Source organism: Ruegeria sp. S84 (assembly GCF_056583445.1).
Genome location: NZ_CM152618.1, coordinates 1,669,445 through 1,682,015 on the forward strand (window position 1 = coordinate 1,669,445; position 12,571 = coordinate 1,682,015).

At 56.1% G+C, this 12,571-nt stretch carries 13 protein-coding genes and 2 pseudogenes; 7 read left to right on the forward strand and 8 right to left on the reverse strand.

Annotated features, from left to right (window positions below; genetic code table 11):
* Positions 1 to 62: 62 nt before the first annotated feature.
* The 4 genes from AC1DFB_RS08420 to fabD all read right to left on the reverse strand — a co-directional run bounded on the left by AC1DFB_RS08420 (position 63) and on the right by fabD (position 2,908).
* On the reverse strand, positions 63 to 602 hold the full coding sequence (locus AC1DFB_RS08420) for a GNAT family N-acetyltransferase (protein WP_170512917.1): 540 nt from the start codon (positions 600 to 602) through the stop codon (positions 63 to 65).
* Between the two features lie 141 nt (positions 603 to 743).
* Positions 744 to 977, reverse strand: coding sequence for an acyl carrier protein (locus AC1DFB_RS08425; protein ID WP_008756330.1), 234 nt, complete (start codon positions 975 to 977; stop codon positions 744 to 746).
* Between the two features lie 210 nt (positions 978 to 1,187).
* Positions 1,188 to 1,925 (reverse strand): 3-oxoacyl-[acyl-carrier-protein] reductase, encoded by a 738-nt coding sequence (gene fabG, locus AC1DFB_RS08430; protein WP_480922506.1) that lies wholly within the window; start codon positions 1,923 to 1,925, stop codon positions 1,188 to 1,190.
* Between the two features lie 44 nt (positions 1,926 to 1,969).
* Entirely contained in the window at positions 1,970 to 2,908 is a 939-nt protein-coding gene (gene fabD / locus AC1DFB_RS08435; RefSeq protein ID WP_170403147.1) for an ACP S-malonyltransferase, read from the reverse strand.
* A gap of 172 nt (positions 2,909 to 3,080) precedes the next feature.
* On the opposite strand from fabD, the pseudogene AC1DFB_RS08440 reads away from it, so the two are divergent.
* A pseudogene (locus tag AC1DFB_RS08440) lies at positions 3,081 to 4,311 on the forward strand (cytochrome b/b6 domain-containing protein).
* 54 nt (positions 4,312 to 4,365) lie between these two features.
* On the opposite strand, the gene AC1DFB_RS08445 reads toward AC1DFB_RS08440, so the two are convergent.
* Positions 4,366 to 4,938 carry a YceI family protein gene (locus AC1DFB_RS08445; protein WP_170422240.1) on the reverse strand — a complete coding sequence of 191 codons (573 nt, stop codon included), beginning with the start codon at positions 4,936 to 4,938 and terminating at the stop codon, positions 4,366 to 4,368.
* 126 nt (positions 4,939 to 5,064) lie between these two features.
* Positions 5,065 to 5,478, reverse strand: coding sequence for a hypothetical protein (locus AC1DFB_RS08450; RefSeq protein ID WP_480759164.1), 414 nt, complete (start codon positions 5,476 to 5,478; stop codon positions 5,065 to 5,067).
* A 374-nt stretch (positions 5,479 to 5,852) separates the two neighbouring features.
* Between AC1DFB_RS08450 and rpsF the strand changes: the two genes are divergently transcribed.
* From rpsF to AC1DFB_RS08480, 6 genes and pseudogenes are all read left to right on the forward strand, one after another.
* The gene (rpsF, locus tag AC1DFB_RS08455) at positions 5,853 to 6,206 is read left to right on the forward strand and encodes a 30S ribosomal protein S6 (protein WP_068332653.1); all 354 of its coding nucleotides are present in this window, start codon (positions 5,853 to 5,855) and stop codon (positions 6,204 to 6,206) included.
* A 27-nt stretch (positions 6,207 to 6,233) separates the two neighbouring features.
* Positions 6,234 to 6,461 carry a 30S ribosomal protein S18 gene (gene rpsR, locus AC1DFB_RS08460; RefSeq protein ID WP_005608650.1) on the forward strand — a complete coding sequence of 76 codons (228 nt, stop codon included), beginning with the start codon at positions 6,234 to 6,236 and terminating at the stop codon, positions 6,459 to 6,461.
* Positions 6,462 to 6,473: 12 nt separating this feature from the next.
* Positions 6,474 to 7,095, forward strand: a pseudogene (rplI, locus tag AC1DFB_RS08465) (50S ribosomal protein L9).
* A gap of 337 nt (positions 7,096 to 7,432) precedes the next feature.
* Positions 7,433 to 7,732 (forward strand): lytic transglycosylase domain-containing protein, encoded by a 300-nt coding sequence (locus AC1DFB_RS08470; RefSeq protein WP_480922507.1) that lies wholly within the window; start codon positions 7,433 to 7,435, stop codon positions 7,730 to 7,732.
* 278 nt (positions 7,733 to 8,010) lie between these two features.
* Positions 8,011 to 8,712 (forward strand): LuxR family transcriptional regulator, encoded by a 702-nt coding sequence (locus tag AC1DFB_RS08475; protein WP_170472255.1) that lies wholly within the window; start codon positions 8,011 to 8,013, stop codon positions 8,710 to 8,712.
* 118 nt (positions 8,713 to 8,830) lie between these two features.
* Positions 8,831 to 9,685, forward strand: coding sequence for an acyl-homoserine-lactone synthase (locus AC1DFB_RS08480; protein ID WP_480922508.1), 855 nt, complete (start codon positions 8,831 to 8,833; stop codon positions 9,683 to 9,685).
* Positions 9,686 to 9,779: 94 nt separating this feature from the next.
* On the opposite strand, the gene tig is transcribed toward AC1DFB_RS08480, so the two are convergent.
* Positions 9,780 to 11,111, reverse strand: a complete 1,332-nt coding sequence (gene tig / locus AC1DFB_RS08485) for a trigger factor (protein WP_480922509.1) — start codon at positions 11,109 to 11,111, stop codon at positions 9,780 to 9,782.
* 184 nt (positions 11,112 to 11,295) lie between these two features.
* Positions 11,296 to 12,420, reverse strand: coding sequence for a porin (locus AC1DFB_RS08490; RefSeq protein ID WP_480922510.1), 1,125 nt, complete (start codon positions 12,418 to 12,420; stop codon positions 11,296 to 11,298).
* Between the last annotated feature and the right edge of the window lie 151 nt (positions 12,421 to 12,571).

Consider the following 12,571-nt stretch of genomic DNA (forward strand, 5'->3'; position numbering starts at 1 on the left):
GCTTTGTTTCACAAGATCGGCAAAGCTCGTCCATTTTGCGGCATCGCACTGCCCAATGCGTTTCACACCTGTGTAGGAGGTCCGTCACGGCGAAACAGATGAACGGGCGTGTCGCGGTATTCAGCTTCGCGCAACAGCTTGTAGCCCAGCTTTTCAGCCAATCGCTGTGAGGCTGCATGGTCCGCGTCGATCAGCGCAACCAACGGGCCCGGTATGATCCGGTCGAACCAGTCGTGCGCCGCCTGCGCGGCCTCACACCCGTATCCTTGCCCCTGCATGTCCGGGGCCAGAACCCAGCCGGCTTCGGGAAAACCATCAAAATCATCGCCCAGAGACCGGTTGCCATAGAAGAACCCGGCTTGCCCGATCAGAGTACGATTCGACTGCAGCATCACACCCCATTGACCGAACCCGGTCATCTGCCAATGTCCAGCGTTGCGCAGGAAAGAATCCCATGCCTCGCCGCGCGTTTTCGGGGTGCCTCCAATATGGCGTACAACCTCGGGGTCGCGCCAGATTTCGGCGAACCGGTTGAAATCTTCGGGGCGCATTGCACACAAGGTCAGACGCGCCGTGTTGATCATCGGGGTGGATCTTATCATGCCCTTGCCCGCTCAGAAACTTGCCTCAGGTGTCAGAGTGCGGAGCCTCAACGCCTCAAAGCAAGCGCGAAATGTGGCAGAGCATAAAAAAACGGCGCTTCCGTTGCCCGGAAGCGCCGTTTTTGTCTCAGTCAGGTCAGCTTAGGAAGCTTCGCTGATGAATTTGACCGCGTCGCCAAAGGTCTGGATGGTCTCGGCTGCGTCGTCCGGAATCTCGATGCCGAACTCTTCTTCGAACGCCATTACCAGCTCAACGGTGTCCAGGCTGTCTGCGCCCAGATCGTCGATGAACGAGGCGTTTTCGGCAACCTTGTCCTCTTCAACACCCAGGTGCTCAACAACGATCTTCTTTACGCGATCTGCGACGTCGCTCATGTCTATTCCTCATTTCAATTTCAGGGCTGTCCGCCCGGTTCTGCCCTTGCCCGTTCGGGGTGGACTTGTTTTGCCCTTTCCGGGCGGTTTGGGTCCCGGGTCCCCGGGAAATCAGAGAACCGGCCCTTGGACCGGTTCCTGCGCATATGCGCCGCCTATAGCACAGACAACGCACAAGGCAAACGCTTTCGCGCCCACCCTGAATTGCGATTACAACATGGCCATACCGCCATTCACATGCAAGGTGCTTCCGGTAACATAACCTGCTTCAGGGCTTGCCAGATACAGCACAGCGGCTGCGATTTCCTGCGGATCACCCATACGACCGGCCGGAACCTTGAGCAGCAGACCCTTCTTTTGCTCATCCGTCAGCTTCTCGGTCATCGCGGTGGTGATAAAGCCCGGCGCAACCGCATTAACGGTAATGCCACGGGTCGCAACCTCATGCGCCAGCGCCTTGGAAAAGCCGATCATGCCGGCCTTGGAGGCAGCATAGTTCGCCTGCCCTGGGTTTCCGATCGCAGCCACAACGGACGAGACATTGACGATCCGACCCCAGCGCGCCTTCATCATGCCCCTGATCACGCCTTTGCACAGCTTCATCGTTGCGGTCATGTTCACGTCGATCACGCTCTGCCATTCTTCATCCGACATGCGCATGAACAGGTTATCGCGTGTGATGCCTGCGTTGTTCACCAGAATATCAACCGAGCCCATCGCCTCAGCCGCTTGTTTCGGCAGGGCCTCGACGGCTTCGGGATCGCTCAGGTTACACGGCAAGACATGCGCACGATCGCCAAGGCTGTCGGCCAGAGCTTGCAGAGGCTCCACGCGCGTTCCGGAAAGGCCAACAGTTGCACCAGCGTCGTAAAGCGCGCGGGCGATATCGCCGCCAATACCACCCGAAGCACCGGTGACTAGCGCATTCTTACCTGTCAAATCAAACATCTATGTTTCCTCTCTGGCCGCCGAATCCGGCGGCTGTCCCTTGTTCATGCGCCGGGGTTAACGGCTTTTTGTACATCTTCAGGCGTCCCGACCGCTGTGCACGCCAATGCTCGATCGATCTTGCGGATCATTCCCGACAGAGCTTTGCCCGCGCCGATCTCCCACGCTTCGGTCACACCCTGCGCGACCATGTACTGTACGCTCTCACGCCACCGAACCGAGCCGGTGACCTGTTCCACCAGCAACTGACGGATCATATCTGGATCAGCCACAGCTTCGGCGCGAACATTCGCAACCAAAGGCACGGCAGGCGCTTTGATTTCAACCGAGGCCAAAGCCTCTGCCATTACATCTGCCGCAGGCTGCATCAGCGCACAGTGAAATGGAGCACTTACCGGCAACATAATTGCACGCTTGGCACCTTTTTCCTTGGCGATCTCGGCTGCGCGCTCAACAGCGGCTTTTGAACCAGAAACGACTACCTGGGTTGGGTCATTGTCATTGGCAGCCTGGCAAACCTCATCTTGCGCGGCCTCTTCCGCAACGGCGCGCACCGCTTCAAGATCGAGCCCCAGAATGGCGGCCATTGCGCCCTCGCCCACCGGCACTGCACTTTGCATCGCCTGCCCGCGCGTCCGCAGCAGGCGGGCAGTATCGGCAACCGTCAAGGCTCCGGCCGCAGCCAGCGCCGAGTATTCACCCAGCGAGTGACCCGCAACATAAGATGCCATTGAAATCGAAACGCCTTCGGCCTCAAGTGCGCGCATTGCGGCCATCGAGGTTGCCATCAGCGCGGGCTGTGCATTCTGAGTCAGGGTCAGCTCTGCGATATCGCCGTCCCAGATCAGATCGCTCAGTTTTTCGCCCAAGGCCTCATCGACCTCATCGAAAACGGCGCGGGCGGCTGGATATGCCTCAGCCAAGGCCTTGCCCATTCCGATGGTCTGGGCGCCCTGCCCGGGGAAAACAAACGCGCGTGTCATTGGTGCCTCTTGCGTGACGTCAGATTTCGGCGGGGTTTAAACTGACAATCGGCGCGGCACAAGCATTGCCTGCGTTCTGCATCAGGACACCTTTACTGTGCATTTCTCTGTCTTGTGTCCACACGGCATCCATTTAACTTACCCTCAATTCAGAAACTCGGAGAGCCAATCGATGCCCCTTACCAACACCCGGTCCAGCTATGGTGGTGTAACCAAAGCATTTCACTGGCTGACCGCGCTACTGATCCTGACGGCTCTGCCGCTGGGCTGGTTCGCGAACCAATTGGCCCATGCGATTTACGATCCGAGCATTCCCACGACCGAGGATGACATCGCTCGCGCCGCCCAGCTGTTTTCACTGCACAAAACCATTGGTGTTACCGTGTTCTTCGTCGCACTGGCCCGAATCCTTTGGGCTGTTACCCAGACGAAGCCGGGCTTGCTGAACGCTGAAAACAAACCCGAGGCCTTCGCCGCCGAAACTGTGCACTGGCTGCTGTACGGCTCGCTTGTACTGGCTCCGCTCAGCGGCTGGATCCACCACGCCGCCACCGACGGCTTCGCGCCGATCCTATGGCCCCTTGGTCAGAACCTACCGCTTGTTCCGAAGTCAGCTTTCCTTGCAGACATCAGCGCCAGCCTGCATTGGCTTTTCGTCTGGGCCCTGGGTGTGGCGCTCGTGCTGCACATAGCGGGCGCGCTGAAACACCATGTCGTGGACAAAGACAGTACCCTGCGCCGTATGCTGCCCGGCCAATCGGACGCGCCGGAACCCCCGGCACAGCACCATTCCATTGTTCCCGCCTTCGCCGCCTTGGCAATCTGGGGCGCGGTGCTGGTCGGAGGTTGGTCCACCGGTGTCTTTGACGACCAGTCCAAAGCATCCGAAGACACGGCCGAACTTGCGCAAGTTCAATCGGAATGGGAGGTCAATGACGGATCCCTGTCGATTACTATCTCGCAATTGGGCAGTCCCGTTAGCGGCGAGTTTGCAGACTGGACTGCAGCGATAGCGTTTGAGGATCCCGCCGAGCCGGGATTGGCCGGTTCCGTCGATGTAACGATTGCCATTGGCTCACTCAGCCTCGGCACAGTCACCGACCAAGCGATGGGTGCGGATTTCTTTGACAGTGCGCAGTTTCCTACGGCTCAATTTAAGGCCGACCTGTTCAAAACGGATGCGGGTTATGAGGCGCGAGGACCTCTGACAATCCGGGACAAATCTATCGATGTCGTCCTGCCATTTACGCTGGAACTGGCCGACGATGCAGCGACGATGTCGGGGAATCTGGAACTCAACCGAATGGATTTCGACGTTGGAAAATCGCAACCCACCGAAGATCTCGTTGGGGTTCACGGTTATCGTCGCAGTTGAATTGACGGCAGAACGCGACGACAAATGAAAAACCGCCGGGGCGCATAACCCCGGCGGTTCCTTTTTTGGGATCATGAAGGGATTAGTCGGCCTTCTGCGCCTCGATCGAAATCTTGACCTCGACCTCGTCACCCACGAACGGAGCGAATTGGCCCAGATCAAAATCGCTGCGCACCAGCGTTGTGGTGGCGTCAAATCCGGCCCATGGCTTGCCCGCCATCGGGTGCTCACCCACTTGGTTCAGCTTGGCATCCAGAACCACGGATTTGGTGACACCATTCATGGTCAGATCACCGGTGATGTTGGCTGTGTTCTCGCCAGTGACCTCAATACCAGTTGAAGTGAAGGTCACCAGATCACCTTCGGCTGCGCCAAAGAAATCTTCGGTCATGAAGTGATCTTCGCGCGGCTTCCAACCGGTGATCATCTCAACGACCGGCATCGAAACAGTCACGCTTGATGCTGCCGGGTCTTCCTGATCAAACATGATTTCGCCCTCAAAGCCCGAAAACATGCCCGTGGTGGTCGAAAAGCCAAGGTGGTTCCAACTGAAGATGACCTGGCTATGGCTGGAGTCCAAAACGTATTTTTCAGCACTGGCGAATGCTGTGGTCGCCGATACGGCCAAAGCAGCAGCAATAAGGGTGGATTTCATAACAATCTCCGCAATGGTGTTGTTGCAAACCGGGTGGGTTGCTCACCTACGAAAATGTGCCGCCCAAGGGCGGCACACAAGTTTTTTTGATTCACAACTTCTGTTCCTTTTTGAACAGAATAAAAATCAGGCGAAAATTGTTACGTTTTGGCTGAGTTGACCTTTGAGCGCTGAGCCAACATCCGCCGATTCCAGTGGTAGCTTCATCAGCAGGCTTCCGTCTACATCGTACAGTTCGACCTGGTCGTCAGCGAAACGCGCGCCACCCAGCGAGTCGTAGCTGCGGCGCAATACCGTTTGCGGCCGACCGTTTTCGTTTTTCTGCAGAATGCGAACCTCGCGGCGGATTGGGTCAAAATAGGCGTCTGGGCGCGCATCCATCACCTCGATGGTCAGCAGGCTGACGCCAACAATCAGGAACATCAGTGAAGCGACCAACTTGATAGGCCAAACCTCGGCCCCCATAACCGAACCCGGCATCAACCACATCGAAAAGGCCGACACGATCAGAAAGACACCAACGGCACGCAGAAGAAACATCCGAGCCCGCCAATTCGGCGCAAACGTAATCAGAACGGGGACGGATTTATCAAATACCGCGGCAGGCGCCGATTGTTCAAAAGTGTTTGTGTTCATGACGGCCATTGTCTTGCCCTGTCTATGTTTTCCAATCTACCGGGTCCTCCCGGCTTCATGAACAACCTCGGGGCGAAAAGCGTCAGGAATTGGGCGCACCAGTGGAAATAGGGCGACTTCACAAAGGCATATGTGGCAGGGCTTGCCCCGCCCGCTCAAACGTGTATACGGGGCCATCCTTCGCAGGAGTTATGAATCGCGCAGCCTCTCGTGGCAGGGTCGCGAAGGACCATATGGCCCCGCCTTTGAAATGCGCCTTGATATAAACAGGAGTGCACATGCCACTGTATGAGCATGTAATGATCGCGCGTCAGGATTTGTCCAACGCGCAGGCAGAAAGCCTTGTCGAACATTTCGGCACCGTTCTGGCTGACAACGGCGGCAACGTCGTCGAAAGCGAGTACTGGGGCGTCAAGACGATGGCTTACAAGATCAACAAGAACCGCAAAGGCCACTATGCCTTCCTGAAAACCGATGCCCCTTCGGGTGCGGTTCAGGAAATGGAACGCCTGATGCGCCTGCATGATGACGTGATGCGCGTTCTGACCATCAAGGTCGACGAGCATGCCGAGGGCCCTTCGGTCCAGATGCAGAAGCGCGATGAGCGCGAAGGCCGCCGCGAGCGCCGCTGATCAACGCCTGACGAAAGGACATAAACCATGGCCGCAAAACCATTTTTCCGCCGCCGCAAGGTCTGCCCGTTCTCGGGTGAGAACGCGCCGAAAATCGACTACAAAGACACTCGTCTGCTGCAGCGCTACATCTCTGAGCGTGGCAAGATCGTACCTTCGCGCATCACCGCCGTTTCGGCGAAAAAGCAGCGTGAACTGGCCCGTGCTATCAAGCGCGCCCGCTTCCTCGCCCTGCTGCCCTACGCCGTGAAGTAAGGAGAGACTGACATGCAAGTTATCCTTCTGGAACGCGTTGCGAAACTGGGTCAGATGGGCGACGTCGTTGACGTCAAGCCCGGCTACGCCCGCAACTTCCTGCTGCCCCAAGGCAAAGCGCTGAGCGCATCGAACGCCAACATCGCGTCGTTCGAAGCCCAGAAAGCGCAGCTTGAGGCACGCAACCTGGAAACTAAGAAAGAAGCTGAAGCGCTGGCTGAAAAGCTGGACGGTCAGCAGTTCATCGTGATTCTGCTCGGCATCGGATGCCGGCGCTCTGTACGGTTCGGTCACCCCGCGTGACGCCGCAGACGCTGCAACCGAAGCTGGTTTCACCGTCGACAAGAAACAGATTGCCCTGATCGCTCCGATTAAGGAACTGGGTCTGCACTCGGTCGCAGTCAACCTGCACCCCGAGGTAGAAGTCGAGATCAAGATGAACGTCGCACGTTCGGAAGAAGAAGCCGAACTGCAGGCATCGGGCAAATCGATCCAGGAACTGGCTGCTGAAGAAGAAGCCGCTGCCGAATTCGAGATCGCCGAGCTGTTCGACGACATAGGCTCTGCCGCTTCGGAAGACGAAGATCTGGTTGCCGAAGAAGCTCCGGTCGAAGAAGACGAAGCAAAAGCCTGATCTGACTGCATATCCAATATCAAAGGGCCGCGCTTTTACGCGGCCCTTTTTCTTTTTGTTACATCGCAAGCAAAATTCGGCCCGATTGTTCGCCTGGCCTTGCAGACCGGCGAGGGTTTTATATCATCGCCATTCGCAATCAGGAGTATTTTGATGACCCCCTCCTTCGTCGCCGCGTCTTAACCTTGTTGCTTATGGCACCGCTTGCAGCTTGTGGCAGTCCTGGCAGCTCGGGTTCCGGCGATACGTTCGATCCCCCCTCTACCCCAATGAAACACCCGAGCTTCGCGTTTTGATCAATAAATGGGCTGACCACTACGAGCTCCCGCGGGAGTTGGTGCACAAGCTGGCCATCCGTGAAAGTACACATCGGCCGTGGGCGGTGAACCGGCCCTATTATGGGCTTCTGCAAATCCTCCCGGCGACTGCGCGATCAATGGGTTATACTGGAAATGCCGAAGGCCTGCTGGACGCCGATACCAATCTGGAGTTTGCCGGAAAATACCTGCGAGGCGCCTGGCTTTTGTCTGATGGAGATCAACAACGTGCCATCTTTCTTTATGCCAAAGGATATTGGTCCGAAGCAAAGGCCAGGGGCATGCTCGTCGAGACGGGTCTGGTTTCTGCCACAGAATAGGCATGTTTAATTCGCATTTCGATTGTAATGCACATACATAACCTTCGAAATGCCACGGCGAATCCCATGACCTACTGCACAACTCTGACGTTAAATCTTTTAAAGGTGCGTAATTGTGTGCCCGAAAGGCACATTTACCTATAAAAGGCAGACATTTCCCACATCTTCTTGTCTTGACAAGCGAAATGTGGTGTCCTGCTTGACGTCAGGGAAGACAGTATCATTTTCCTGGCCAAGGGGATCCGCCCGCTCACTCGGGTCTAACTGGTCGTTACCGTATGGATATTGTTGATCTCAGCACTCTTCCCGAACAGGATACTCGGTATGACGAGTTCCTGCGTCAGGTCTGTGACAAGTACGAAATGGACCACGCAGCTTATGCGGGTATGAACCCTGCTGCGGGGACAATCCACGGCCACGTGACCTATGGGGACGACTGGAAAACCCACTATCAAGAGCAAGGCCTGCACCTGATCGATCCGACGCTGCACATGAGCCAGCGCAGCATCGCCCCGGTTGATTGGAGCCGTCTAGAACGCGGCAAGGATTTCCAACGCGTTTTCCGTGATGCCCATGATTTTGGTATTCCAGATCAGGGCATTACGATTCCTGTGCGCGGGCCCTACGGAGATATCGGCCTGCTCAGCGCCGTGCGTGAATGCAGCCGGGAAGAGTGGAAGAAACTGGTGCCCAACGTGATAAGTGACCTGCAATCTTTGGCCGTACACATTCATGACAACGTCATGACGTCGGATACAATCAGCCGAATGCTGTACCACCCGACCCTCTCCAGCCGCGAGTTGGAGATTTTGCAATGGGCCGCAGCAGGCAAATCACAGCAGGATATCGGCGATATTCTGTCGATTTCGCACCGTACGGTTGAGGTGCACTTGCGCTCTTCTCGCGAAAAGCTTAATGCACTGACGACTCCGCAGGCCGTCGGTCGCGCCATCGGAATCGGCTTAATCTACCCAGGATAAAGCCAAATTTTGCCAAAATTGGGCTAAAAAAGCCAATATTACGGGAAACCCCCAATAGATTCGCTGTGGAAACCGAGTAACGTCTTATCCACAGACAGATCACTCGAAGGGGGTTAACATGATTTTGGTAGTTGATGGGCTGAACAGACATCTGTTCACCGAAGTTCTTGACGATATGTTCGAACTGCGCGCTCGGGTCTTTGGCGGGCGACTTGGTTGGGACGTTAACATCGAAGATGGGAAAGAAATCGATCAATTCGATCATCTGGATCCTGCATACGTAATCGGTCTCGACGATGAGGGGAACGTCGTGGCCGCAGTACGTGCACTCCAGACCACCGGCCCGCACATGCTTTCGGATGTGTTCTCGGATATCTTATGCGGCGAAGCGCCGATGCGCAGCGCGACCATGTGGGAATCGACCCGCTTCTGTGTCGATACGCAGCGACTGACCCGAGGAAAAGAGAAGAACTCGGTTTCTTATGCGACCTGTGAGCTGATGATCGGATCTCTGGAATACTGCCGTAGTGCGGGTATCCAGGACATCATCACCGTGATTGACCCTGTTATGAACCGCGTTCTCAAACGCTCGAACTGTGCGCCTTACGACTATGTGGGCGAAACCGTTCCGATGGGCAAGGTACCGGCCATGGCGGCGTTGCTGGATTGCACAGAAGAAAGGATTTCGGGTCTTCGCGAATTCGCAGACATTCACCACGATGTCTTTATCGAAGAAGAAAAGGCGTTGGAGTTCTTCGAGGCCAAAAAGGCCGCCAAACTCAGCCCGGCAAATCGTGACCACAAGCCGCTCACCGATCTTGAGAAGTACTTTGTCGAACAGATGAGTGCGGCCAAGACGGAAGAAGAAAGGCAGGCAGTGCTGAAACTGATCGAAGCGCTGTCCGACACATTCACCCCAGAGCAGAAGACCGCTCTGTTACAGACCCCCCGTGCTTTTGCTCATGAGGCCTGACCCCCTCACCTCATAGTACAAAGCCACCCATGCGGAGCCGTCTAATTCGAGACGGCTCCGCTTTTTTTGACCCCTAAAGGGGGAAGGAAGAGGATTATTCCTCTTCCAGTGCATCAACGGCTTTTTGCAGATCGTCCTTGCTGACTTCTTTGTCCGCAACCTGAGCCAGTTCGAAGACGTAGTCGACAACCTTGTCTTCAAAGATAGGCGCACGCAGCTGCTGCTGCATTTGGGCGTTCTGCTGCACAAATTCAAAGAACTGGCGCTCCTGGCCCGGGTACTGACGCGCCTGGTTCATGATCGCTTGTGTCATTTCCGAGTCGGTCACTTCAACCTCGGCCTTCTGGCCCAGTTCGGCAAGCAGCAGGCCCAGACGCACGCGGCGTTCGGCAAGCTTGTTATGCTCGTCGGTTGGTTCGATCGGATCGTGATCGTGACCTTCAACGTCAGGATTTTCCTCGTGCCACAGCTGATGCGCGATCTGCTTGGCTTCTGCTTCTACCAGTGACGGCGGCAGGTCGAACGAGACTTTCTCGTCCAGCACGTCCAACAAAGCGCGCTTCATTACTGCACGGGACGCACCAGCATATTCGGCTTCCAGACGCTCGGCGATCTGTGCCTTCAACCCAGCCAGATCTTCGGCACCAAATTTCTTGGCCAACTCGTCGTCGACCTCAGCCGCGACCGGCTCTTTCACCTCTTTGATAGTGCAGGTGAAAACGGCGTCTTTGCCGGCCAGATGCTCAGCACCGTATTCTTCGGGGAAGGTGACGTTGACGTCTTTTTCTTCCTCGGCCTTCACACCAACCAACTGCTCTTCAAAGCCGGGGATGAAGCTGTTCGAGCCCAGAACCAGCGGGTAATCTTCAGCCGAACCGCCTTCGAACTCTTCGCCGTCAACCTTACCAACAAAGTCGAACACGATCTGGTCACCGTCTTTGGCTTTCGAACCTTTGCGACGCGCTTTGAAGTTCTGCGCGGTTTCAGCCAGGTTGTTCAGCGCTTCTTCCACGGCTGCGTCGTCCGCTTTGACAACCAGCTTCTCCAGTTCGACCGATTTCAGGTCAACTTCCGGAATCTCGGGCAGCGCTTCGTAGGACATCGCAACTTCTACGTCGTCGCCTTCTTTCCAGTCCTCGTTGGTCATCTTGACCTCGGGCTGCAATGCAGGACGTTCGCCGCTGTCCTCAAAGTGCTTGTTCATCGCACCGTCGATGGTTTCTTGCATCGCTTCGCCAAGCAGGCGCTGGCCGAACTGCTTTTTCAGCAGAGCCATCGGCACCTTGCCTTTGCGGAAACCCTTCATTTCAACCTCGGGCTGCGCTTCGGTCAGTTTCTCGTTGACCTTGTCGTCCAGCTCGGCTGCGGTCACAACGATGTTGTAGCCGCGCTTCAGACCTTCGTTCAGCGTCTCGGTAACCTGCATTTTGGTAGTCCCCATAGGATTCGGGGCGCGCAAAACGGGCGCGCCGGGCAAATTTGACGCCTTCTATTTGCACAGCCGCCTGCGCGCAAGAGGCAAAGGCCCTTTCAGGCTGGTTTTACCCCTATTACAGACGAAAAAACGCCCCGGCACAGGCCGGGGCGTTCGATCATCGAAAGCTGAGAAATCAGAACCTCCAGCGGGCTCCCAGCACCCACGCCTCATTGTTGTCGAACGAAGCGCCATCTTCGAAATCGTGATTGCGGTATTTCAGATATGCATCTGTATTGATGCTGTCGATACGCTGAACAAGAGCGATGCCCCAAGCATCAGTGCTGGAGCCGTCATTTACGAAGTCCGAACCCGAGTAATAGTCGATCCCGATACCGGTTTTACCCCAGGATACCCACTGATCCTCATAGGCAATCTTGCCGTAGAAGTAGTTCGGGTCAGACGCACCATCCGCGTCATTGTCCCGCGTACCGGCGGCTACGGTGAAGCTCAGGCCGTTTTGCAGCATAACCGAGGCCGACCCGATCGTATCCTTGCGGTCCCCCGAACCATCGTCAGCCGAACGCACCGAGTATGCAACCGCCGCTGCAAATTCAACCCCGCCGCCGAAGGTGTTGTTATAGCGAAGGCCGATATCGTAATAGTCATCGTCATCGCTGCTGGACAGAATGTTCTGACCATAGGCGATGCCGGCCTTAAAACCGCTGAACTCCGGCGTGTCATACCGAACGCGGCCACGGCGCGCACCGTCAAAGTTGCTGCTGGAATCGCCAACGGTGATGTCGCTCAGAAAACCGTCAGTACCGCGATAGAAGAACCCGCCATTTTCATCGTTGGTAAAGGAATACAGCGCGGTTCCGACGTAAGACAGATCCACTTCGGCAGCGCCATCGGCCACCATGCTGCCCTGACCGGCCGAGAATTTACCCCAGTCACCGGCAAGTGCGAAATCCGCGTGACGGATATCTTCACGCGTCCAGCCGCTGAAATCTGTGCCCAGCTGGTTCCACTCGCTCGAGCTCGGCAGACCAAGCCCGGTTTCAAAACGGAAGGTGAAATCGTTGTTGCCGAAGGGCTGCAACAGTTCCAAACCGACGCGGCTGTTTGACAGGTCATTGTCCAGAACGCGCGTTTCGGTCTCTTCACCGTCGTCAACCGAGATTAAGGCCGGGTGCAACTGACCATAAAGCAGGACATAACCGCCCGTGTTGTTTTCGTATTTCAGTTCGGCGGCGGCGGGGATTGCCGTTGTTGCGACAAGCGCCGCTGCTATCGAAGTCAGCTTAAAATTCACTGTCATGTCATTCACCATAGATGGGTCAGTTTTTTTGATATTGCCGATATGCGCACCTGGATTAACGGTTCCAATGATTGCTAAAGCTTATTAGCCCGGCATTGCATTTCTGCCACAGGCGGAGGCGGGGACCTTCAGGGAAAGCGTTTTATAATCA